This is a genomic window from Roseibium sp. TrichSKD4, assembly GCF_000148725.1.
Taxonomy (GTDB): Bacteria; Pseudomonadota; Alphaproteobacteria; order Rhizobiales; family Stappiaceae; genus Roseibium.
This window is the reverse complement of record NZ_GL476304.1, coordinates 177,234-200,487: the sequence shown is the minus strand read 5'-3', so window position 1 is coordinate 200,487 and position 23,254 is coordinate 177,234. Positions and strand designations below refer to the sequence as shown.

Genomic DNA, 23,254 nt, shown 5'->3' with positions numbered 1-23,254 from the left:
TGCCACGGTTTTGCCAAAGCTCCGGTAGAGTGTGCGCCAAGGTTCACACTCTAGGATTCGGATCATGGCGAAGTTTTTGAAAACTTTTTGCGCGGCGGCTGTTGTTAGTTTGGTCGCAACATCTACCTTTGCTGCAGACAAGTCTCTGACGCCGGACAACAAACCGGCTCCTGCCTCTCCACATGCCAAACCCGGTTCTCAGGCTGCAGAAGATGCGCTCAAGGCGGCCGTGACGCCATACGAAACTGTCGAAGAGGTATTTTCCGGCAGCGAGACCGTTGCTGGCGAGAAACTGGCCTTTCCCAAGGATAGCGCATCCGTCCAGTCTTTTGTTGTCACCCTTTCGCCTGGTGAGAAAACGGCTTGGCACCAGCACCATGCGCCGCATTTTGCGTATGTTTTGGAAGGTGAAGTGACCGTGACCTATGACGGTATTGGCAAAAAGATTTTCCGCGAGGGCGACGGAATTTTGCAGGCCATGAAGGTTACCCAGCAGGGAGCCAATACGGGGGATGCTCCTGCAAAAGTGCTTGCGGTTTATTTGCTCGGTGACGGTGGCAAGCCAACTGTTCTGGAACAAGCACCAGGCGAGAATAAACCGGCGATCCAGTAAGCACAGCCCTGTTGGCATCCCATACCGATTTCAGCTAGGAAGGCACGATGATTTTCCATCGTGCCAATAGCAGGTCCTTTCATGAAACCCAGCCGTGATGTATCCCGCCTTGTCGAAATCATGGCAGCTCTTCGCACACCGGGAACCGGGTGCCCGTGGGATCTGGAGCAGGATTTTGCATCCATTATTCCCTATACGCTGGAAGAGGCTTATGAGGTCGCTGACGCGATCCACAAAGGCGATAATGACGATCTGCGGGAAGAACTTGGCGACTTGCTTCTTCAGGTCGTCTACCACGCGCGAATGGCAGAAGAAGAAAGCTCTTTTGATTTTGGTGATGTGGTGGACGGCATCACGCGCAAGATGATCCGTCGGCACCCGCATGTCTTTGGCGACGAGAAAGCCCGTTCTTCCGGCATGGCCAAGGGCATGTGGGAGAAGATCAAGGCCGAAGAAAAGGCTGAACGCCGCGCCCGGCGCGAAGAATTAGGCCTGACAACGGAAGAAACGCGACGCTTTCTGGATGAGGTGCCAACTGCCTTCCCTGCCCTTCAGGAGGCGGATAAACTTCAGCGCAAGGCGTCCAAGGTCGGGTTTGACTGGAACGACCCGCGTTTGGTTCTGGCAAAAATCCGTGAGGAAGCGGATGAGTTGGAGGAAGAATTGTCCGCCACCGAGCCGGACAAGGCCCGCATCGAAGATGAGTTGGGCGATACGCTCTTTGCGCTCGCCAATCTCGCGCGGCACCTCGATATAGATCCCGAAAAGGCCTTGCGCAAAACCAACCGGAAATTCCGCAGCCGGTTTGCTGCCATAGAAGATCAAGCTGATAAGGTGGGCACGACACTAACCGCCATGAGCCTTGATGAAATGGAGGCGGCTTGGCAGGCTGCCAAAAAAACCTGATGGCGGTGAAATCGCTCAGGGGCCGTTGATCACACGGGCAATGTCCTGACCGCGATTTATCGCATTATAAACTGGAAAAGGCGTGCGGGCGGTCGTGATCACCTCTCGCCGGATCCAGTCTTGGTGTTCCAGTTTCTGCAGTGTTCCTGACAACGCGCGATCCGTGATTGGTAGAAGTTTCATTCTGAGATCTGAAAACCTTTGAGGAGCCCCTGTGAGCGCCAAAACCGGAACAGTCCAGCTGCGTCGGAGCAGCGCAAATTCCTGATCACTCGGAACAATTGAAACGATCCTGTGTGCGATCTGCCCTATGACTACCCCTTGTTCGGTTAGGCGGAACTCCGGCCGAAGCGGATGCCCGTGGCCCGGGTTTTTCTCAACTACCCCCAGTTCAATCAAATGATCCAGACTGGCAGCAAATGCAGTTCTGCCGGCGTTTGTCGCAGCCAACAGCGATGCTTGACGCCCCGGTGTACCACGGTGCAGCAGTGCAAGAATATTCAATGACCAGGCTCTGGATGTGAGCTTGACAAGCAAATTTATGTCCATAAAGTATAGTTACTATATTTTGACTATGAAGGAAAGTGGCATGACATTGGTTTCGTTGGACGACACAATCACGTTGGCTATTTCGGTGCGTGATCGGCACGCAAGCGCGGCTTGGTATTTGGAGAAACTCGGGTTTGAACTGGTTCATCACATTGATGAAGCAGGATGGAGTGAACTCCAGACAAAAACACCGGGTGTCACTTTGGGCTTGGGCGAGCAATCAGAACCCAATCCGGGTAACAGCGTTCCGGTTTTTGGCGTTTCTGACATTTCTGAAGCAAGATCAGCCCTAGAAGGCGCGGGCGTTGAGTTTGATGGAGAGACCGTGACGGTCGACGGAATGGTTAGTCTCGCGACTTTTTATGATCCTGATCGCAACGCTTTGATGTTGGCGCAGGATTTGACCCGCACTCCCTGAACATATCTGGCAACGCATTTAAAAAAGACAAAGGAGCGACCATGGATTCATGGCGCTCCTCAATTTCTTTTATGTTCTTTTATTTACTCAGACAAATAGGTCGCAAAGGTGTCACGGAACGGTCCGCGTTGTTTGTCTGTCACACGTACTTCAGCCGTGATGAACTCTTCTCCATCCTCCCGCTCCATCACTTCTGAGAGCTGATAGAGCTGGGCCAGCAGCGCCCCTTCGAATACGGGTAATTTGACGGTGAAGAGATCGTCATGCTGCGCCATAAATGCATCAATGCGACCATAGAGACTTGTTACCCCTTCCCCTGTCAAAGCCGATAGGGAAACTGGCCCTTCTTCTGCAGCATCCTCTAGAAGCTTCTCTCTATAGGCAGGGTCCAGAGCGTCGATCTTGTTCCAGACCTCGATCACTGGGGCTGCGTGACTGCCGTCCACACCAAGGTCGACCAGCGTCTTCTTGACATCTTCGCACTGCGCTTCAGAGTCAGGATGGCTGATATCGCGCACATGAAGGATTAAGTCGGCTTCAAGCACTTCTTCCAGCGTGGCGCGGAAGGCGGCGACCAGATGGGTCGGCAGATCGGAAATAAATCCAACCGTGTCTGACAATATGATCTCTCGGCCATGGGGCAACCGGATCTTGCGCAGGGTCGGATCAAGCGTTGCAAAGAGCAAATCCTTTGCAAACACATTGCTTTCCGTCATCCGATTGAATAGCGTTGACTTTCCGGCGTTGGTGTAACCGACCAAGGCAACAACGGGCTGCGGGATCTTCTTGCGTTTTTTGCGATGGAGATCACGGGTGCGCCGGACTTGCTCCAACTGCTTTTGAAGAGCTGTGATCCGATCCTGAATCTGTCGGCGGTCAGATTCAATTTGGGTTTCCCCGGGACCGCCCATAAAACCGGTGCCGCCCCGCTGACGCTCAAGGTGGGTCCAAGATCGCACCAAACGGCTTTTTTGCCAGGTTAGATGGGCAAGATCGACCTGCAACTTGCCCTCTTTGGTCCGGGCGCGATCACCAAAGATCTCAAGGATCAGACCCGTTCGGTCAATCACCTTGGTCTTCAGGTGTTTCTCGAGGTTTCTCTGTTGGATAGGTGTCAGCGGATGGTCAATAACGACCAAGTCCGCTTCCTGCGCGGCGACGATGCCAGTAAGTTCCGAAACCTTGCCTTCTCCGAACAGCGTCGCAGGTTTGGGATTGTTGACCTTCACAATGCCGGACATGGCGATTTGCAGGTTGATCGCTGCGCTCAGACCAACGGCTTCTTCAAGCCGCGCTTCCGGACTACGATTTCCACGCAATTCACCATCCTCACCGCTTGATCGCGTGGCAAGGACAGGCTCAAGAATGATGGCTGTGTAAGGTTGTGGACGCCGATCAATTCCGCCTTTTTCGGCCTGATGATGGTCTGCGTCCTTAACTTTCGAGATGTCTTCTTCGCGAGACTTCGGTTTCAATCAGCTTCCCGCCTTTTCAGGGTTTTCTTCCGCCGGTTCGAACAACTGAACCGGACCATTTGGCATAATGGTAGATATGGCGTGCTTATAAACCAATTGCGAGTGTCCGTCACGGCGCAGGAGAACACAAAAGTTATCAAACCAAGTAACAACACCCTGCAGCTTTACGCCGTTTATGAGGAAAATTGTGAGGGGTACTTTTTGTTTGCGAACGTGATTGAGAAAGGTGTCTTGCAGGTTTTGCGCGCGCTCAGCCATCTGTTTTTTATCCTGTTTGTCCCGAGTGCGGCCGGGCACCCGAAGTTTCAATCCTTTTCGCTGCCATGGAAGGATAGTTCAGTTTTCCCCTCCCCCAGCTAGCCCACTTTCCGTGCGCCTTGCGTAATTGTCCATATGGTCAAGCGCACATATGGACAATTATGACCATCTTTGTATGACAACAGCGTCATTCGCCCCAACGCTGGCCCGGTTCGGTCAAACCACCTGCAAATCAGTAGCAGTATGGAATCGATCGCGCAATGCGGTTGCAATTGATCCGGGATGTCCATTGCCAATAATCGCATGATCTATTTTAACTACAGGCATCACAAGTGTCGATGCTGCCGTCACAAATGCCTCTCGGGCAACAAGCGCTTCTTCCAGTGAAAACGCCCGTTCTTCAAACTTCAGTCCTTCACGTTCGACCAAATCCAGTACCACTGCACGTGTGATTCCTCGCAAAATGCCCGATTCTGCCGGTCGTGTGACGAGAACGCCGTCCTTAGTTACTATCCACGCGTTGGTTGAGCCGCCCTCGGTAACATAGCCATCTGCGTCAACATACCAAGCTTCCTTGCCGCCGTTCTCCTTGGCGTTTTGTTTTGCCAGCACGTTTGGAAGCAGCGCAACCGTTTTGATATCGACCCGTGGCCAGCGGTTTTCAGGGTAGCTAACCACAGAGATACCTGTTTCCGCTTGTCGGTCAGACGCGGACCGGGAAGTGTTACGGGCGGTCACGACAATCGATGGCATGACATCGTTTGACGGGAAAAAGTGATCACGCCGCGCAACACCGCGCGTAACCTGAATGTACACCAGCCCGTCAGTCACCTTATTGCGGCGGATTGTTTCAAGCAGGACGAACTCCACTGCCTTGCGTGCCATGGGCCAGGCAATCTTCAGCTCTGACAAGGAATGACCTAATCGGTCCATATGACGGGGCATGTCTACGATTTTACGATCCCATACCTCGCACACTTCATAGACACCGTCGGCGAACTGATAGCCCCGATCTTCAATGTGAACAGCAGCATCCTTATGCGGCACATATTGTCCATTCACATAGGCTATTCTGCTCATTCAATGTCTCCCGTTAAACGGCGGATTTGTCGTTAAACATCAGGTCATTGGCCTAGAAGAAATCAAGGCTTACCCGGAACATTTGTTCCACCTGTCGCACCCGATTGGCAATAGCAAAAATAACAATCCGATCTTGCGGCTGGATCTGTAAATCGCCATTGGGTGTCAAAACCTCGCCATTTCTGAAAACGGCCCCGACCCGAATGCCGGATGGCAAGTCGATTTCCCGCAACGGGCGCCCTACCAGTGGGGACGTATCCAGCGCTTCTGCTTCCACGATTTCAGCCGCGCCATTTTGCAGGGAATGAACCCCGCGAATACGCCCGCGCCGCACGTGCTGCAGAATTCGGGAAATGGTGACAGCTCGCGGATTGATGAAGGCGTCAATACCAAGCGCGTTGGCAAAAGCCGGGTAGCTCGGATTGTTCAAAAGCGAGAGATTTCTGCGGCAACCGAGCTTCTTCGCCATTACTGCCGTCAGAATGTTGACCTCGTCTTCATTGGTGAGAGCAACCAATGTGTCCGCGTCTCCTACATCGGCTTCTTCGAGAATTTTCTGATCCAGAGCACTGCCGTGCAAAATGACGGTGCGACGCAGTTCGTCGGCGATAGAAACCGCCCGCTCTCGAGAGGCTTCGAGCAGTTTGATCTTGGTGTTTTGCTGCCGTTTTTCCAGCGCACGCGCCACGTAAAGACCAATGTTGCCACCGCCAGCAATCACAACACGGCTGGCTTCCGGTTCTTCATGACCAAAAATCCCAAGCGTTCGACGCACTTGATCCCGCCGGGCAACAACATAGGCAAGGTCACCCTCAAGAATGGAATCAGTGCTCTTGGGCACAAATAGATTGTTGTTTCGGTGAATGCCAACCACGACGGACCCGAGATCGGGAAAGAGTTCTGTCAATTGGCGTAGCGGTGTATCGACGACTGGGCAGTCTTCTTCACACATGATGCCAACAACAACAACCTGATCATCAGCAAAGCGGACAGTTTCCACAGCACCTGGAAGCGCGAGGCGGCGGAGGACCATTTCACCGACTTCCACTTCCGGCGAAATGATGACATCAATCGGCATGTTTTCGCGCGAAAACAGGTTTTGCCACCGCCCCTGCAGGTAACTCTGCGCGCGAATACGAGCAACTTTGGTTGGGACATTGAACAGAGAATGGGCAACCTGACACGCCACCATGTTCACTTCGTCATAGAGCGTGACAGCGACAATCATGTCTGCTTCTTCTGCCCCGGCCTGAGCCAGAACATCCGGGTGCGCGCCGTGCCCTACGAAGCCTCGAACATCCAGTTGATCGCCAATCGCTTGAATAAGATGTGGCGAGGAATCAATTACGGAGACGTCATTTTCCTCGGCAGCCAATCGTTCCGCGATGCCGTACCCAACCTGGCCCGCTCCGCAAATCACGACTTTCATTGAAAATGTCCTTTGCGCATTCTAGCTGCGATACTTTTCACAATGGATGACGGGTTGCAGACACAAGGTCAAGACAGACCGAGGGATTTCAGCTTCCGATGAAGGGCGGACCTTTCCATCCCGACGAATTCAGCCGTTCGGGAAATATTGCTATCAAACCGTTTGATCTGGGCTTGTAAATAGTCGCGTTCAAACATTTCGCGCGCTTCGCGCAGAGGCATGGACATCAACTGCTCGCCCCCTCCATTTGAGGGCAGGTTAGGGATCGTTGACCCCACTTCGGCAGGGAGAAGGTCCGCGGTAATGATGCTATCTGGTTCGCCGCGGGACAGGATAAGCAAGCGTTCCACATTGTTGCGCAGCTGACGAACGTTGCCCGGCCAATCATGAGTTTGCAGCACAGCCATGGCATCGTCCGCGATTGGACGCAGTGGTATGCCGGACGCGGTCGAAATTTGTTCCATGAAGTGTTTGACCAAGACCGGAATATCTTCGCGACGCTCAGACAAGCCCGGAACACGTAAAGGCACCACGCTCAAACGATGGTAGAGGTCTTGTCTGAAAGTCCCTGATGCAATATTGCTTTCCAGATTTCTGGATGTTGACGAAAGGATCCGGATATCCACCTGAACTCTTGTATTTCCACCAACTCGGGTAAAGCTTTGATCGACCAGAACACGGAGGATCTTGCCTTGCGTTTCGCTTGGCATATCCGCAATTTCATCAAGATAGAGTGTCCCACCGTGGGCCTCTTCAAGGGCTCCGACCTTCTTTAAAGACCCGTCACTCTCCTCTATGCCGAATAGCTCTTCTTCCATCCGTTCCGGCGTGATTGTTGCAGCATTCAGCACAACAAACGGGCTGGCCGCGCGCGGCGAGGTGTGGTGGATCATTCGTGCGCTGAGTTCTTTGCCCGTACCAGACGGGCCTGTAATCAAAATGCGGCTGTTGGTTCCCGCGATTTTCTGAATGGTCTGGCGCAGTTGCTGGGTCGCGCTCGAATTGCCGATAATATCAAACGTATCGACACTTCTTTGTTTCAGGTCCCGAATTTCACGTTTCAGGCTGGAGGCTTCCAGCGCGCGCTCGGTGATATGGATCAACCGGTCCGCCTTGAACGGTTTCTCGATATAGTCATAAGCGCCACGCTTGATAGCAGAGACAGCGGTTTCGACATTTCCGTGGCCGGAAATAATCACCACGGGTAGGTCCGCATCGGTCTCTTTAATGACGTCCAAAAGGGCTAGTCCGTCCAACCGGCTGCCCTGTAGCCAGATATCGAGAACCACCAGTGACGGTCGCCGGGACTTAATTGCCTCAATGGCGGTGTCGGAGTTGCTAGCTGTTCGCGTTTCAAATCCCTCGTCATCCAGGATGCCGGCGATCATGTCGCGAATATCTGCTTCGTCATCAACGACTAGAATGTCATGTGCCATAGGGTGTCAGCTTACTCAGTTTCAGTGTTCTGTTCGTTTTCCGGCTCTTCGGCGGGCTTTGCTGCCAAAGTGAGACGCACCATCGTGCCGGTTTGCTTGTTTTCGACTGCCAGGGCGTCCATCAGTTCAATTCCGCCGCCATGGTCTTCCATGATCTTGCGAACGATTGCGAGGCCGAGACCGGTGCCCTTTTCCCGTGTTGTCATATACGGCTCCAGCAATCGGTGGCGGTGTTCATCCGGCAGACCTATGCCGTTGTCGATGACGTCAATAACAAGAATTCCGTCGTCGCGTTTGGCAAGCGTGACGCTGATCTTGCCGTCTTGAAGGTCCTTTCCCTCCCGCGCTGACACGGCCTCGGTTGCGTTCTTGATAACATTGGTCAGCGCTTGGCCAAGTAGGCGGGGATCAAATGTGGCCTCAACATCTTCGTCCGGGAACTGTGTTGTAATCGAGATATCCGGATTTGCGACTGTTTGCATAAACGCAGCCTCACGAACGGCGTTACGCAAATCGGATTTCACCTTTGTCGGTTTTCGCATGCGGGCAAACGACGAAAATTCGTCCACCATCTGCCCAATGTCGCCCACTTGTCGGATGATCGTGTCGATACACTGATCGAAAACAGTCCGGTCTTCTTCAATCTTCTTACCGTATCGTCTGCGAATGCGCTCAGCAGACAGTTGAATTGGGGTCAAAGGGTTCTTGATCTCATGAGCAATACGACGGGCGACATCTGCCCACGCCGAGTTTCTTTGTGCCGAGACCAAATCGGTGATGTCATCTATCGTGACTACGTGCCCATGTTCTTGCCGCGTCGATTTTTCGCTTGTGATACGGACATTGAAGGTTCGGGTCCGACCACCCCGCTTGATCGAAATCTGTTTTTCATGCGCTCGGCTTTCACCAGTCGTGACAACTTCTGAAATAAGCTCGGTCAACTCGGGTACGACTTCAACCAAGGGTTTGTTCAGGATCGCCACTTCAGCATTTTCGAGGAGGTTTTCCGCTGAACGATTGGCAAGACGAATAGATCCCTCATCATCGATGCCAATTACGCCTGTTGAGACGCCGGACAGAACAGCCTCGTTGAACCGCCGCCGCCGATCAATCTGTTCGTTGGCGGCCATAAGGGCATCCCGTTGCCCAAGCAGCTGGCCCGTCATCTTGTTGAACGTGTCTCCAAGATTGGCAAGGTCTCCAGATGCTCTCGAGGTTTCGACCTTTACATCCAGATTGCCCTTGGAAACCGCGTCAGCTGCGGAGATCAAATTTCGGATGGGTGACACAAGGCGGTTGGCAAAACCGAACCCGATCCAGATCGAAGAAAGCAACAAAACAAGCGCAACACCAAGATAGACAAGCGCAAATGCGACCTGTACGCCAAAACGACTTTTCTCGAGTTCTGCGTATTCGGAAGCACCTGCCTGCGCGAGGTTCATGTATTCGATCACTCTGGGGTCGATAACGCGCGTCGTGTAAAGAAAGAAATCATCAAACGCGTTGAGTTTCATGATCCCGCCAACAAGGTTGGATCGGCCTGGTGCAATCATGATCGGATCGCCTGACCGAGCCTGAGCAATACTCCATTTTGGAGGAATTAGGATGTTGGCCCGCGGATCTGTCACGACGCGTGTGATTACTTCCCCACCGGAGTTGATGATGTACGCTCCTAACATGCCACGGATCTGAGTTTGTGCCCGGAAGAAGCTGTCGAAACGCGTGGGTTCGAATTCATAGATCGACTTGGAGCGATCGACGTCGTTCGCCATTGCAATCAAATCAGCCCGCAGGACACTGCCGTGCTCGTTCAAGTAAGCATTTGCAACAGTCAACGCGTTATCGATGATGTTACGTGTCCGGTCTTCAAACCAGCGATCCAATCCCTGATCAAGTGTGACCGCTGCCAAGATTGCCATCAATACGGCTGGAATAGCAGCCACCACGCTGAACAGCGTAACAATTCGTACATGGAGGCGTGCTGCCGCCCTGCCCTTACGCCGTGCAGAGATCAGCTTGCCGATCTCCCAGCCGATTGCGAGGACGAGCAATAAAGCAAGGCCGCCATTGACGGCCATAGCTATCCAAATAACTTGTTGCGTTGGCGCAATCGGGGTCAAACCCATCAAAATGGCGAACGTCACCCCAATCGCCAATAGTGCGAGAACCATGACCGCAAGACCGATGCGCCTTGCTGCCCGACCGCTGTTCACTTGTTTGAAAACTGCGCTTTGGGGCGTTTCTAAAATCATTCTGCTTTCATCTTGCCATTGATCCCGAACGCAACTGAGGCAGACATATCACACAATGTTGCGAAATTACGACATTGGGACTTTTTAAACCACTAAGGCTGTTGATGACTTTTACGGGCAGACTCGCCTCTAGCCCTCAGCCAAGTCCACCTACTTTGATGTGCGCATCACCTGTACATCCAGATCACGGATTTTCTTTCGAAGCGTATTCCGGTTCACGCCCAGCAGTTCAGCAGCCTTGATCTGATTCCCGCGTGTAGCCGTTAATGCAGCACTGATGAGCGGGTGTTCAACGTCCCGTAAAATCCGATGATAGAGGCCTGGTGGGGGCAAAGCTTCGCCAAAATTGGCAAAATAGCCTCCAAGATATCGCTCGACAGCCCCGCGCAAATCGGTCACTTGCCCGAGGTCATCTACCGTTTCGCTAAACTCCGGTTGGCTGAGCTCATGCTCGAGCAATGCCTCTCCAATGACGTCTTGCGGATAAAGAGCTGCCAAACGCCTGATGAGATTCTCAAGTTCGCGAATATTCCCGGGCCAACGATACCGCCTAAGCAGCGCCAAGGCCGCCTGATCAATCTGCTTTGGTGGTAGCCCTTCTTGCTCTGCCAGTGAAAAGAAGTGACGCACAAGGTCAGGAATATCGTCAACGCGTTCTCTCAGAGGTGGGAGGCGAATTGGGACAACATTCAAACGGAAATAGAGGTCTTCCCGGAACAGCCCTTGATTGATCAGATGTCTGAGGTCTTTGTTGGTTGCCGCCACAATCCGAACATCGGTTTTCAGAGGTGTCCGACCACCAACGGTCGTATACTCTCCCTGTTGCAGTACCCGTAAAAGCCGCGTTTGAGCCTCCATTGGCATGTCGCCAATTTCGTCAAGAAAGAGAGTCCCTCCTTCTGCTTGTTCAAAGCGGCCAGTGGAGCGATGTTGTGCACCTGTAAACGCCCCTTTCTCGTGTCCGAAAAGTTCTGCCTCAATGAGGTCTTTCGGGATTGCGGCCATGTTGATGGCAACAAATGGACCGTTTCGACGCTTGCCATAGTCATGGAGCGCCCGCGCAACCAATTCCTTGCCGGTTCCCGACTCCCCGTTGATCATCACAGTCAAGTCGGTTTGCATGAGACGAGCGAGAACGCGATAGATCTCCTGCATGGCTGGTGAGCGGCCAACAAGCGGCATATGCTCACCAAGGTCTTCGGCCACGTGAGGCCGAGACGCCTTCGGCTCTTCCAAAGCGCGCCCAACGATATTGATCATTTCTTTCAGATCAAAAGGCTTTGGTAGATAATCATATGCGCCTTTTTCAGAGGCCTTGATGGCGGTCATGAAAGTGTTTTGTGCACTCATGACAAGGATTGGGAGATCGGGACGTGCCTTCTTCATTCGTGGCAGAACGTCAAAGATGTTCTCGTCGGGCATAACCACATCCGTAATGACGAGATCACCGTCACCAGAACTCACCCATCGCCACAATGTGGTGGCATTGGAGGTCACCCGAACCGTGTAGCCAGCGCGGGATAAAGCCTGGTTCAAGACGGTGCGGATCGCAGCATCATCATCGGCAACAAGAATGGTACCTGTTGGCATGTTACAGACCTCGTGGAGATGGCTGGGCGGAATTCTCTGATGCGGCATCCGAGTAGGCCGGCATCAGGATGCGGAACACGGTGTCTCTTGGCTTGCTGTCACATTCAATAACGCCGCCATGGTCACCAATAATTTTAGCCACCAGCGCCAATCCGAGACCGGATCCGTTTGTCTTGGTGGTGATAAACGGTTCAAACATGTGAGAGACAAGGTCTTCAGGCACGCCGGGGCCATTGTCTTCAATGCAAAATTCAAGCGGCAACGTCACACGATTGTCGGTACCTGGCACAGACAGCCGGACACCGGGCCGGAACGATGTACGCATTTTGATTTCACCATCATGCCGATCACCAATCGCCTCGCTGGCATTCTTCAGGAGGTTCAGGAACACCTGGATCAATTGATCCTTGTTCGCGTACATGTCCGGCAAGGACGGGTCATATTCTTCGGTGATCTTCAGATGACGTGCGAACCCGTTTTCAGCCAAGCGTTTCACATGATCGAGCACGATATGAATGTTGACCGGTTCGCGCTCAATCGGACGTTCATCTGAAAACACTTCCATCCGATCAACGAGTTTTACGATCCTATCGGTTTCGTCGGTGATCAGCTGGGTCAAGGCCCGGTCTTCTTCCTCGACAGATTGTTCAAGAAGTTGCGCTGCACCTCGAATGCCGGACAAAGGATTCTTGATCTCGTGGGCCAGCATGGCTGCCAGCCCCGTGACAGTTCGTGCCGCCCCCCTAGACGTTAGTTGGCGGTCGATTTTCTCTGCCATTGTGCGTTCCTGAAACATCAGGACAACAGCACCTGGACGTTGAGCAACCGGGGACGCGTTGATGTCGACGATCTTTGGGCTCCCAATACGCGGAGAGCCTATATCCACCTTGTATTCGTTGACAGGCGCCCCGCGCTCACGAACCTGCTCAATAAGAGTCAAAAGCGGGCTTCCAAAGGGGATGAACGCGCTGATGGGGTGACGGCGCAAGACAGAAACACTGCTGCGCATGAATATCTCGGCAGCCATATTAGCCGACTCAATGACCCCGTCGGGCGCAACCAGCAACACCGGATGTGGCAGCGCATCCAAGATGGTTGGTCCATCGCTGGTCAGGGTTTCAGCGCGTTGGGCGTCTGTATCCACAAGGCTCACGCAACAGCCCTTTCTTCTGGAATGTCCGGATTGTCATCTGGTGTCCAATCTCGCAGTGCCGATTGCACAAAGGCGGTGTCGTCCGCAGTCATGATTTTGCGCTTAAGTTCGGATGGGAGATTGTCTGGCGTGGCTGCTAGATCGAAATACCAGCCAAGATGTTTACGTGCAATGCGATTGCCGGCCCGCTCTCCATAGTGAATGAGCAGTGCATCATAATGTTCGCGCGCCAGATCTGCGAATTCGTTGGCATCGGGTTGCGGCGTTCTAATTCCGGATTTCAAATAGGTCCCGATGTGACCCGGGAGCCAAGGCCTCCCGTATGCGCCCCTGCCAATCATGACGGCATCAGCACCAGAGCGCGCCAACATCTCGCTGGCATCGTCATAGCTCTGACAATCGCCATTTGCGATCAGAGGAACTGAAATTTCCTGTTTTACCGCGGCGATCGCCGACCAATCAGCGGTCCCTTTGTAAAACTGATTGCGTGTGCGCCCGTGAACTGTGATCAGCTGGATCCCCGCATTTTCGGCACGGCGCGCGAGTTCAGGGGCGTTGATACTGTCATGATCCCAGCCAAGGCGCATTTTTAGCGTTACCGGGACATCCACAGCCTCAACAGTCGCCTCAATCAATGTCAGGGCATGATCAAGGTCACGCATCAAGGCGGAGCCGGAATACCCACTGGTGACCTTCTTTGCAGGGCATCCCATATTGATATCGATGATATCTGCCCCAAGGTCCGCGATCGTTTTGGCCGCCTCGCCCATCCAACGAGCCTCGCGACCCGCAAGCTGAACAACGTGAAGCCCGTTGTTCTGAGCCTCTGCGCGCATTTGAGTTTCTGCGTCGCCTTTGACAAAGGATTCGCTGGCGACCATTTCACTGACGACCATCCCGGCGCCGTACCTCGCCGCAAAGCGCCGGAACGGTAAGTCAGTCACACCAGACATGGGCGCGAGCACCGCCGGCACATCAAGGATGTGTCGACCGATACGTACTTCGCTGCGTCTGTTTTCTTCCGCGGCCTGCGTCATTGATTGCTCTTTTTTTGCGCACATTTACTTCATGCCTATATATTGGACATTTTTGATCATTCAGCAAGCGGAAACCTGTGTGAAGGCAACACGCCAGTTGCACTCCCCCGGTCCATTTGCCAGAACCACACGGACCAAAGGTTCGGAGAGTTTCATGACAGATCGGGTAGCGGCTCTTGTGGTGGCAGCAGGTCAAGGCACGCGTCTGTCTTCATCACCTGATGATTTGCCCAAACAATATCGGCATATTGGCTCCGCAAGCGTGTTGTCCCATACACTGAATGCACTGGCGCGTCACCCAGATATCGATGAGATCGCGGCCGTCATCGGCGAGGATGATCATGAGTTATTTCAGGCCAGCCTTCAGGAGTTACCATCCAGCCATCGGGACAAGTGCCAAGGCCCGATCATCGGTGGTGATACGCGTCAGCAATCTGTGCGAAGTGGATTGGAGGCATTAAATGGCCTTGGAGTGAAATATGTGCTGATCCACGATGGCGCGCGTCCCTTTGTGTCTCAGGATATTATTTCTGGCAATCTGGATCTTTTGCAAAGTGGCTCAAAAGCAGTTCTAACGGCAATTCCTGTCGTCGACACGATTAAGCGCGCGACTGATAATGGTCTTGAGACGGTTGATCGTTCCGGCCTTTGGGCTGCGCAGACCCCACAGTCTTTTCCGCTCAATGACATTCTTCAATGGCACAGACTGGCTGATGGTGAAGACACCCGCACCTTTACCGATGATATTGGATTGGCGGAATGGCAGGGAGCCGATATTTCAATTTGCGAAGGTTCTCCGGACAATTTCAAGATAACCACACCTGTCGATCTTCAAAAAGCAGAAAGACAAGCCGAGCAAATGACAAGCGAACCACTTTCACAATCCAACTCTCTGGCAGACCTTGGTGATATTCGTGTCGGTCAGGGATACGATGTGCACGCATTTGAAGATGGAGAAGCTGTCATTTTGGGTGGGGTGAGCATCCCTCACACACAGAAGCTTAAAGGCCATTCAGATGCCGATGTGGTGCTGCATGCAATTACAGATGCCATTTTGGGGGGGCTGGCAGATGGCGATATTGGCAGCCATTTTCCACCTTCCGACCCGCAATGGAAAGGTGCCGCTTCTGATCAATTCCTGGTCCATGCCCTTAATCTGGTCCGCAAGCGCGGCGGTCGTGTAGCGCATGTTGATGTGACAGTGGTTTGCGAAGCTCCGAAGATTGGACATCATAGGGACGCGCTGCGTCAATCGGTGGCCCAAATCTGCGGCCTGCCAATTGGACGCGTTTCGGTGAAGGCTACAACGTCGGAACGACTTGGTTTTACTGGTCGCAAAGAAGGGATAGCTTGTCTGGCCACAGCGACGCTCCGCCTTCCCTTTAATGACACCGATGAGTGAAGCAGATGCCAAAAGCAGCTTCCGCACCGACCCTAGAGAGCCTGATTGCGCAGGCGCAAAAGGTGATTGAAAGCTACAGCGCCGCTGGCCAAATGGTTGCAACAGCTGAATCCTGTACAGGTGGATTGATTGCCAGCCTTTTGACTGAAATTGCGGGGTCTTCTGCAGTCGTCGACCGGGGTTTTGTCACCTATTCCAATGAAGCGAAAAGGGAAATGCTTGGCGTTTCCGAGCAAGACTTGATCAATCATGGCGCTGTCAGTGAAGAAGTTGCAGCAGCCATGGCTCTAGGCGCTCTTCAACATTCAAATGCATCGGCTGCTGTTTCTGTCACAGGCATTGCCGGACCGGGCGGGGGCACGGCTGCAAAACCCGTCGGAACTGTTTGCTTCGGGTTCGCGCTTTCAAATAGCCCCACGCGCACTGAAAAGATCGTATTTCCCGACACCGGGAGATCGGGGATCCGGTGCGTAACTGCCGCTCATGCACTGCAACTTCTGCTAAGTCGATAGTTCTGCCTATTATATTGTTTTTGTTGACTTATTTGAAGCAATCGCCTTTTGTTTGGTAGCTTTTTGTACAGAAAGTCCGGCTAGTATGCATACGGCAATGAACTTGGTGCCGAGATGATTTTTAAAACCCTTACTGTCAGTTTCGCCTGTCTGACCATTTCTGTTGGAAGCCCGATCGCTGCCCCAAATTCCGAAATCTATATTGTGTCGAGAACTCCTCATCATGATTTTTTGGGGAGCCACCAGATTTTCAAACGCCCGGGTGAAGGACTGCATCCGGTTCACTATTGCGGACACAAATATTGGCTCCGGCCTTACACCGTCGTCTGGACCCAAAGGGAAGCTGAAAACGGCAGCAGCGTTCGCGTTGAGCGCCATCAAGGACGAGGCTTCCGACCCATTTGTGATAACCCTGCGGGACAAGTTTCACTCTCAGATTTGGACATCGAGAAAAACTCAAAAGAAGTCACTCAAGAGGCTGATCAGCAGTTCCGTATGGAGAACCGATTTGGCGCGATTAAGGAATCGTTTCAACATTGATGGTCGGGTCCAAGCAGCTCAACTCGGCTGTCTGGCTCTGTAGTTCTAGCAGGTCTTCTTTATATAAAATTCTAATCAAAGTTACGGCTAAGGCTAAGGCCTTCCTAGAAACTCGGCTGCTAGGTATACGCAGATCTTTTGTTTCAAACCTTATGCGAGCCAGCCCTATGACCCGTTTTATCGTAATGACGATAGCTTGCCTGATGCTGTCACCGGCACTCGCAAGTGAGGAACGGCTAAGGGTCGGGGACTACTACCTAATCTCGCGCGGTGATGACGGGAAGTTCCGCGGAAGCCACAAACTTTTCAAGGAAGACTCCCGCGGCCTCTATGAGGTTGCCTACTGCGGAAAGACCTATTGGGTGCGTGCCAAAACCGTTGCATGGACACAAGTTGAAAAAGAAAAACAACGCAGCATCAACATCGAATTCAACAAGGGGCGTGGCTGGCTGCCGATCTGCGCGAAGCCAGAAGAATATGTAAAATTGGAAGACATTGGGGTTTCGATGGACCCGAATGAAATGCTGCAACTGAGTGATCGTGAGTTCAAGCGCATCAACCGGTTCGCTGCGATCAGCCAATCTTTCAAATCACTCGGAAATTCCGAGGCGAAAGCCTCATTTCACGCGCGTTGAATCTATATATTTAAAACTATCTTAATTGCCGCTAGGGAATACTTCCTCTGCTGGTTTGCGTCTGCACTCTTTTGGTAGACAACTAGCCCTTGGAGGAAAACATGAGCCGCGTATCGCTGAAATCCATATTCGCAGTTACTTTGGTGTGCGCTTTAGGACCGCTCAGCATCGGGTCCGCGATCGCGGAAACCGGTGATTATTACATGCGCTCCTCCATCGGCAGCGGCAAATTCAACGGTTCACACGAAGTGTCTACCGTTCCACTTGACGGTTATTACAAAACCAGCTTCTGCAACATCAGGTTCTGGATGCGCGGGACGACTGTCGCATGGAGCGAAGAGGAAGTTGCCGCGGGTCGGCAATTGATCATCATTCAAGAAACAGAAAATGGTCGCCGTACCGTATGCCGGAATGCGGGGCAATATGTTGCCGCCAACATGAAGCGGTTGCCTGAAAAGTTTAAACGCGGCTCCATCGAAGGTCCAAAACGGTCGCGCCTGAACGTGATTGGGGAAGCCTTCAAAGGTTTCAAATAGGCAGAGCTATTGGCCGTAGACCACATTCGCCCGCTCTTCGAAGGCGCTTGAAAACTTTCGAAACGCACGATCAAACATGGCGCCCATCATGGATCCAAGTGTTCGACTCTTAAACTCGTAAGAGATGAAAAAGCCGACATCACAGCCACCGTCCTCGGTGTCCTGAAAGGTCCATCTGTTCTCAAGATGTTGGAACGGCCCATCAAGATAGGCCACAAGAATAGTGTTTTCATCGGGTCTCAACTCGACTCGGCTGGTGAAGGTTTCCTTGAACACCTTGTAGGCGACCGTCATGTCGGCGACCAACACTTCCCTGCCCTCGCCCAGATCTTTCCGTCCGCGCACCTGCAAGCCATGACACAGTGGAACAAACTGCGGGTATTGCTCCACATCGGCTACAAGGGCGAACATGTCCGCCGCCCTATGTTTCACATGATGTGTTGACGAGAAACTAGGCATTCCAATTCCAACCGCCGGCTCTACTAGTGCCCAAGTTTGGCCAGACGCGCTGCGCGCAGGTCAGCAAAGTCTTCGCCCGCATGGTGCGAAGAACGCGTTAAAGGGCTGGCAGAGACCTTTAGAAAGCCCTTGGCGTAGGCAATCTTCTCATAGGCCTGAAACTCTTCCGGGGTCACAAACGACATGACCGGATGGTGCTTCTTGGACGGCTGCAGATATTGCCCGATGGTCATGAAGTCTACATCAGCAGACCGTAGATCATCCATCAGCTGAAGCACCTCGTTGCGCACCTCGCCAAGCCCAACCATGATGCCGGATTTGGTGAACATGGCCGGATCGAGTTCCTTCACGCGCTGAAGAAGGCGAATGGAATGGAAGTAACGCGCACCAGGCCGAACCTTGAGATATTTGGACGGCACCGTTTCCATGTTGTGGTTGAAGACATCAGGCTTTGCTTCCACCACGATTTCCAAAGCGCCATCTTTGCGCAGGAAGTCGGGTGTCAAAACCTCTACGGTCGTCTTCGGTGAGCCTTTTCGGATGGCCTTGATGACATTGGCAAAATGCGTCGCGCCACCATCATCCAAATCGTCACGGTCAACGGATGTGATGACGACGTGCTCAAGCCCCATTGTGGCAACGGCTTCAGCGATGCCCTCAGGCTCTTTCTCATCAATCGGTCCCGGCATGCCGGTGCGCACGTTGCAGAAGGCGCAGGCGCGGGTGCAGGTATCCCCTAGGATCATGAAACTTGCGTGACGCTTGGACCAGCACTCGCCCATATTCGGGCAGCCTGCTTCTTCACAAACAGTGACCAGGCCATTCTTGCGAACAGTGTCCAATGTCTCGCGATATACTGGAGATGTTGGCGCCTTGACGCGGATCCACTTCGGCTTGCGCATCACCGGATTATCCGGACGGTGCGCCTTTTCAGGATGCCTTGGGCGGGCTTCTGTGCCTTTGTCTCGACCAACGGTCGCGGGAGTGAGTGTGTCGACGATTGTAACCATGGCGATTAACTGTCGTTTGAAGGTGAAAAGGTCAAGCAGAAACTCCGGTTTCCGCTATGCGTATCATGCAGAACTCAACAGGTCATTGAGCCGTTTTACCGCATCATCGGTTAGTGGGCTCGATTTTCGGCTCGTTTCATCCATTTGAACGATGACGGTCTTTGCCCGTGCCACCAGCTTATCAGCTTGAAATACGCCTTGGTCCAGAGTGAAGGAACTTGTGCCAACCTTCGCAACTGCCGTTCCGATCTCCACTTCGCCGGGCCAGGTGATTTCGTTGATGAAATCAAGCTCCAGTCGGGCGATAACAAAGGCACAGCCGGTTGCTGCGAGTGGCGTTTCCTCGTCATGCAGGATTTCCACCCGGCCCGTTTCCAGAAAGGTTGCAAAAACAGCATTGTTGACGTGACCCTGCCGATCCGTATCCGCATAGCGGAGTTTGTCGGTCGTGCGCTTCGGGTAATCGCTCAGGCTGGGATGGTTCATATCAGTCAACGATCTCAGGTTTTGCTGAACAGCTTGCGCCAGAGATATAGGAAGAGCACCGCGCCGCCAGTTGAGATCACCAACTGGTCGATAATGCTTCCCGTGACATTCAAGTTGAACAGATGTGCAAGCTCACCGCCAACGAGTGCGCCAACGAGGCCGACAACAAGGCTACCCAAAAAGCCGCCGCGACTGTTTAATACCCGATGTGCGACAGCACCAGAGACAAGCCCGATAATGATCCAGAGAATGAAATTCATGCGTTTCCTTTAACCCGGCACTATCCGCAATTTGTAGCCGCTGGTGTCAGGCGAGAATACGAGCAACGAGCACCACAACAATAGCGCCAGCCGCCGCGACCACAATTTCGTTTACGAGCGGATGCCCGAGATTGAGTTTGATACCGGCGGCGTTGAACAGGAACCCGCCAACAAAAGCGCCAATGAGACCTGTAAGTAGGTACCGGATCAGTCCGCCGCCACCCACGATGACACTTGCGAGCCAACCAGCGGCAATCCCGATCAATATCCAGACAATAATTGATTTTGCTTGCATGAGGTCCCCCATCTCATGAAGAAACCCGCCGAAGGAGACTTCGGCGGGTTTGAATTTAAGCGTTCAATGCACGCCCGTAGGCGTCCAGTACACTTTCTTTCATCATCTCCGACAAAGTCGGATGCGGAAAGATGGTGTGCATCAAGTCTTCCTCAGTGGTTTCGAGGTTCATGGCGACCACGAAGCCTTGGATCAGCTCGGTCACTTCTGTACCGACCATATGAGCACCGAGGAGTTCACCCGTTTTCTTATCGAAGATGGTTTTGATCAGACCGTTGTCTTCGCCAAGGGCAATCGCCTTGCCGTTTGCACCGAAAGAGAAACGGCCAACACGGATATCGCGGCCGGCTTCCTTGGCTGCTGCTTCGGTCAAACCAACAGAGGCGACTTGCGGGTTACAATAGGTGCAGCCCGGGATCTTGCCCTTGTCCATCGGATGAACGTTCGGTAGGCCCGCAATCTTCTCGATACAGACGACACCCTCATGCTCGGCCTTGTGGGCAAGCATGGGCGGTCCGGCAACATCGCCGATGGCATAAAGCCCCGGAACGTTGGTCTTGCCGTAACCATCAATCATGACGCAGCCATGGTCTGTCTTCACACCAAGAGCCTCAAGGCCGAGGTTCTCGATATTGCCGACGACACCGACAGCCGAGATCAAGCGGTCAGCGGTGATCGTTTGAACCTTGCCATCCTTTGTCTCAACATGAGCGGTGATGGAGTTTGCGCCCTTTTCAACCTTGGCCACCTTGGCTTCGGTCAGGATTTTCATACCGCGTTTTTCCAGCGCCTTGCGGGCAATGCCGGAAATCTCCGCATCTTCCACCGGCATAACGTTTTTCATGACTTCAACGACAGTCACGTCGACGCCCATGGAGCGGTAGAAAGAAGCGAACTCGATGCCAATTGCACCTGACCCCATCACAACCAGAGACTTTGGCATGAAGTCAGGCTTCATGGCCTCGAAGTAAGTCCAGATCAGCTTTCCATCTGGCTCGATGCCCGGCAAAGCACGCGGACGTGCACCGGTGGCCACAATGATGTGCTTTGCGGTGTAAGTGCCCTCGCCCTTTACGCCTTTTGGCACAGGGTGTTGTGGCTCAACGGCTGGTTTGGTGGATTTGCCAACAACAACTTCACCCGGTTTGGTGAGCTTGGCTTCGCCCCAGATCACGTCGATCTTGTTCTTTTTCATTAGGAAGCCGACACCGCCATTAAGGCGGGCCGATACGCCGCGTGAGCGCGCAACAACGTCCTTGACGTCCGCACTCATCTTGCCTTCCAGTTTCAAGCCGTAATGCTTGGCATGGTTGGCGTGGTCCATCATTTCAGCAGAACGCAGCAACGCCTTGGTCGGGATACAGCCCCAGTTCAGGCAGATGCCACCGAGATGTTCGCGCTCTACAATAGCAGTCTTCAAGCCCAGTTGCGCTGAGCGAATAGCAGTCACATAACCACCGGGTCCGGACCCGATGATGATGACGTCATAAGCAGTGTCGGCCATAATCCAATCCCTGCAAAATTCACGAGAAATGAGAGCGGCGCGACCAGAACAGCCGCGCCGGAGAAGGCTCTGCCCTTAGACGAGCATCGACATCGGGTTCTGGATGTAGCCCTTGAAAGCAGCCAGAAGCTCCGCGCCAAGCGCACCATCCACGCAGCGGTGGTCGGTGGAGAGGGTCACGGTCATGACCGTTGCAATCGCCAGCGCGCCGTCCTTGACAACCGGGCGCTGTTCACCCGCGCCAACGGCCAGAATGGTGGCATGCGGCGGGTTTACGACGGCTGAGAAGTCTTTCACGTCCATCATGCCCATGTTGGACACGGCGGTGGTTCCACCCTGATACTCTTCTGGCTTCAGCTTGCGCTCTTTCGCCCGCTTGCCGAGGTCCTTCATTTCGTTGGAAATGACAGATAGCGGCTTCATTTCAGCTTGGCGAACAATCGGCGTGATCAGGCCACCGGGGATGGACACGGCCACACCAACATCCGCATGCTTGTGCTTGACCATGTTGTCATCGGTCCACGACACGTTCGCATCCGGAACATCCCGAAGTGCCAGAGCCAGCGCCTTGATGGTCATGTCATTGACCGACAGCTTGTAAGCAGGCTTTCCGTCCTTGTCGGTTGGGGCCGCACCATTGAGCTGCGAACGCAAAGCAAGCAGCGCATCAAGCTCACAGTCAACCGACACATAGAAGTGCGGAATGGTCTGCTTGGATTCGGTGAGGCGCTTGGCAATGGTCTTGCGCATGCCATCATGCGGAACCAACTCGTAGCTGTCATCGTCAAACAGTTTGAGAACCTGATCGGATGACATACCAGATGGAGCCGCAGCAGCGGCTGGAGCGGCGCTGGCTGGCGCAGATGCGGAAGCCGACGTAGCAGCTTTGCCCACGCCTTTTTCAAGTGCCGCTTCGATATCCTTCTTGACGATCCGGCCATGTGGGCCGGTGCCAGAAATCTGAGCCAGGTCCAGTCCGTTCAGCTTGGCGAGACGACGTGCCAAAGGCGACGAGAAGATACGTGTTCCGTCAGATGTGGCCGGAGCCGGACCGGCTGGAGCGCTCGGTGCAGCAGCAGGAGCTGCTTCAGCAACTGCTGGCGCAGGAGTTGAAGCCGGAGCCGCAGTACGGGAGCTGGTGCAGCGCCGCCAGCGTCAATAGCACTGGCGTCTTCGCCATCTTCCAGAACGACAGCAATCAGCTCATTGACCTTGACCGCGTCTGTTCCTTCCGGATCACGATCTTGCCATGGTGCTCGTCACGCTCACTCATGGTGCTTGTCGGTTTCGATCTCGGCAATGACGTCACCAGCAGAGATGGTGTCGCCTTCGTTGACCAGCCACTTGGCCAGCTTGCCCTCTTCCATGGTCGGAGAGAGCGCAGGCATGGTGATATTAATCGGCATAAGTGCCTCCCTT

24 protein-coding genes and 1 pseudogene are annotated in these 23,254 nt (G+C 53.4%); 8 read left to right on the top strand and 17 right to left on the bottom strand.

From position 1 onward, the window contains the following. Window positions 1-64 precede the first annotated feature (64 nt). Both TRICHSKD4_RS03825 and mazG read left to right on the top strand, forming a co-directional pair. Window positions 65-613, top strand: coding sequence for a cupin domain-containing protein (locus TRICHSKD4_RS03825; protein ID WP_009466098.1), 549 nt, complete (start codon window positions 65-67; stop codon window positions 611-613). A gap of 81 nt (window positions 614-694) precedes the next feature. Further along, window positions 695-1,519 carry a nucleoside triphosphate pyrophosphohydrolase gene (gene mazG / locus TRICHSKD4_RS03820; RefSeq protein WP_009466097.1) on the top strand — a complete coding sequence of 275 codons (825 nt, stop codon included), beginning with the start codon at window positions 695-697 and terminating at the stop codon, window positions 1,517-1,519. Window positions 1,520-1,534: 15 nt separating this feature from the next. On the opposite strand, the gene TRICHSKD4_RS03815 is transcribed toward mazG, so the two are convergent. After that, entirely contained in the window at window positions 1,535-2,023 is a 489-nt protein-coding gene (locus TRICHSKD4_RS03815) for a winged helix-turn-helix transcriptional regulator (protein WP_208992988.1), read from the bottom strand. Window positions 2,024-2,108: 85 nt separating this feature from the next. Between TRICHSKD4_RS03815 and TRICHSKD4_RS03810 the strand changes: the two genes are divergently transcribed. Beyond that, complete coding sequence (locus TRICHSKD4_RS03810; protein WP_009466095.1) at window positions 2,109-2,486, top strand: VOC family protein; 378 nt, start codon at window positions 2,109-2,111, stop codon at window positions 2,484-2,486. 83 nt (window positions 2,487-2,569) lie between these two features. Here TRICHSKD4_RS03810 and hflX read toward each other — a convergent pair whose 3' ends face one another. The 9 genes from hflX to dusB form a co-directional block, all read right to left on the bottom strand. Continuing rightward, entirely contained in the window at window positions 2,570-3,961 is a 1,392-nt protein-coding gene (gene hflX / locus TRICHSKD4_RS03805; protein WP_009466094.1) for a GTPase HflX, read from the bottom strand. Continuing rightward, the gene (gene hfq, locus TRICHSKD4_RS03800; protein WP_009466093.1) at window positions 3,962-4,219 is read right to left on the bottom strand and encodes an RNA chaperone Hfq; all 258 of its coding nucleotides are present in this window, start codon (window positions 4,217-4,219) and stop codon (window positions 3,962-3,964) included. Window positions 4,220-4,435: 216 nt separating this feature from the next. Then, window positions 4,436-5,299 carry a D-amino-acid transaminase gene (locus TRICHSKD4_RS03795; RefSeq protein WP_009466092.1) on the bottom strand — a complete coding sequence of 288 codons (864 nt, stop codon included), beginning with the start codon at window positions 5,297-5,299 and terminating at the stop codon, window positions 4,436-4,438. A 52-nt stretch (window positions 5,300-5,351) separates the two neighbouring features. Further along, complete coding sequence (gene trkA, locus TRICHSKD4_RS03790; protein ID WP_009466091.1) at window positions 5,352-6,728, bottom strand: Trk system potassium transporter TrkA; 1,377 nt, start codon at window positions 6,726-6,728, stop codon at window positions 5,352-5,354. A 68-nt stretch (window positions 6,729-6,796) separates the two neighbouring features. Continuing rightward, window positions 6,797-8,164 (bottom strand): sigma-54 dependent transcriptional regulator, encoded by a 1,368-nt coding sequence (locus TRICHSKD4_RS03785; protein WP_009466090.1) that lies wholly within the window; start codon window positions 8,162-8,164, stop codon window positions 6,797-6,799. Window positions 8,165-8,175: 11 nt separating this feature from the next. Continuing rightward, complete coding sequence (locus tag TRICHSKD4_RS03780; protein ID WP_009466089.1) at window positions 8,176-10,416, bottom strand: PAS domain-containing sensor histidine kinase; 2,241 nt, start codon at window positions 10,414-10,416, stop codon at window positions 8,176-8,178. Between the two features lie 150 nt (window positions 10,417-10,566). Further along, window positions 10,567-12,006 carry a nitrogen regulation protein NR(I) gene (gene ntrC / locus TRICHSKD4_RS03775; RefSeq protein WP_009466088.1) on the bottom strand — a complete coding sequence of 480 codons (1,440 nt, stop codon included), beginning with the start codon at window positions 12,004-12,006 and terminating at the stop codon, window positions 10,567-10,569. Between the two features lies 1 nt (window position 12,007). Next, complete coding sequence (locus TRICHSKD4_RS03770; RefSeq protein ID WP_009466087.1) at window positions 12,008-13,159, bottom strand: nitrogen regulation protein NR(II); 1,152 nt, start codon at window positions 13,157-13,159, stop codon at window positions 12,008-12,010. Beyond that, window positions 13,156-14,112, bottom strand: coding sequence for a tRNA dihydrouridine synthase DusB (gene dusB, locus TRICHSKD4_RS03765; protein WP_050763337.1), 957 nt, complete (start codon window positions 14,110-14,112; stop codon window positions 13,156-13,158). The genes TRICHSKD4_RS03770 and dusB overlap by 4 nt, the downstream gene beginning before the upstream one ends. A 238-nt stretch (window positions 14,113-14,350) precedes the next feature. On the opposite strand from dusB, the gene TRICHSKD4_RS03760 reads away from it, so the two are divergent. From TRICHSKD4_RS03760 to TRICHSKD4_RS03740, 5 genes are all read left to right on the top strand, one after another. Further along, window positions 14,351-15,598 (top strand): bifunctional 2-C-methyl-D-erythritol 4-phosphate cytidylyltransferase/2-C-methyl-D-erythritol 2,4-cyclodiphosphate synthase, encoded by a 1,248-nt coding sequence (locus tag TRICHSKD4_RS03760; protein WP_083782725.1) that lies wholly within the window; start codon window positions 14,351-14,353, stop codon window positions 15,596-15,598. A gap of 5 nt (window positions 15,599-15,603) precedes the next feature. Next, complete coding sequence (locus tag TRICHSKD4_RS03755) at window positions 15,604-16,110, top strand: CinA family protein (RefSeq protein WP_009466084.1); 507 nt, start codon at window positions 15,604-15,606, stop codon at window positions 16,108-16,110. 114 nt (window positions 16,111-16,224) lie between these two features. Then, on the top strand, window positions 16,225-16,650 hold the full coding sequence (locus TRICHSKD4_RS03750) for a hypothetical protein (protein WP_009466083.1): 426 nt from the start codon (window positions 16,225-16,227) through the stop codon (window positions 16,648-16,650). Window positions 16,651-16,817: 167 nt separating this feature from the next. Beyond that, entirely contained in the window at window positions 16,818-17,285 is a 468-nt protein-coding gene (locus TRICHSKD4_RS03745; protein WP_009466082.1) for a hypothetical protein, read from the top strand. Window positions 17,286-17,386: 101 nt separating this feature from the next. After that, window positions 17,387-17,821 carry a hypothetical protein gene (locus TRICHSKD4_RS03740; protein ID WP_009466081.1) on the top strand — a complete coding sequence of 145 codons (435 nt, stop codon included), beginning with the start codon at window positions 17,387-17,389 and terminating at the stop codon, window positions 17,819-17,821. Between the two features lie 6 nt (window positions 17,822-17,827). Here TRICHSKD4_RS03740 and TRICHSKD4_RS03735 read toward each other — a convergent pair whose 3' ends face one another. The 7 genes and pseudogenes from TRICHSKD4_RS03735 to TRICHSKD4_RS03705 form a co-directional block, all read right to left on the bottom strand. After that, window positions 17,828-18,280 carry a type II toxin-antitoxin system RatA family toxin gene (locus TRICHSKD4_RS03735; protein WP_009466080.1) on the bottom strand — a complete coding sequence of 151 codons (453 nt, stop codon included), beginning with the start codon at window positions 18,278-18,280 and terminating at the stop codon, window positions 17,828-17,830. A gap of 23 nt (window positions 18,281-18,303) precedes the next feature. After that, complete coding sequence (gene lipA / locus TRICHSKD4_RS03730; RefSeq protein ID WP_009466079.1) at window positions 18,304-19,290, bottom strand: lipoyl synthase; 987 nt, start codon at window positions 19,288-19,290, stop codon at window positions 18,304-18,306. 63 nt (window positions 19,291-19,353) lie between these two features. After that, on the bottom strand, window positions 19,354-19,776 hold the full coding sequence (locus TRICHSKD4_RS03725) for a thioesterase family protein (RefSeq protein WP_009466078.1): 423 nt from the start codon (window positions 19,774-19,776) through the stop codon (window positions 19,354-19,356). A gap of 14 nt (window positions 19,777-19,790) precedes the next feature. Beyond that, window positions 19,791-20,036, bottom strand: a complete 246-nt coding sequence (locus TRICHSKD4_RS03720) for a GlsB/YeaQ/YmgE family stress response membrane protein (protein WP_009466077.1) — start codon at window positions 20,034-20,036, stop codon at window positions 19,791-19,793. A gap of 46 nt (window positions 20,037-20,082) precedes the next feature. After that, a complete protein-coding gene (locus TRICHSKD4_RS03715; protein WP_009466076.1) occupies window positions 20,083-20,331 on the bottom strand; it encodes a GlsB/YeaQ/YmgE family stress response membrane protein in 249 nt (82 codons plus the stop codon). 55 nt (window positions 20,332-20,386) lie between these two features. After that, complete coding sequence (gene lpdA / locus TRICHSKD4_RS03710; protein WP_009466075.1) at window positions 20,387-21,835, bottom strand: dihydrolipoyl dehydrogenase; 1,449 nt, start codon at window positions 21,833-21,835, stop codon at window positions 20,387-20,389. A gap of 75 nt (window positions 21,836-21,910) precedes the next feature. Then, window positions 21,911-23,241 (bottom strand): annotated as a pseudogene (locus TRICHSKD4_RS03705) (pyruvate dehydrogenase complex dihydrolipoamide acetyltransferase). Window positions 23,242-23,254 lie beyond the last annotated feature (13 nt).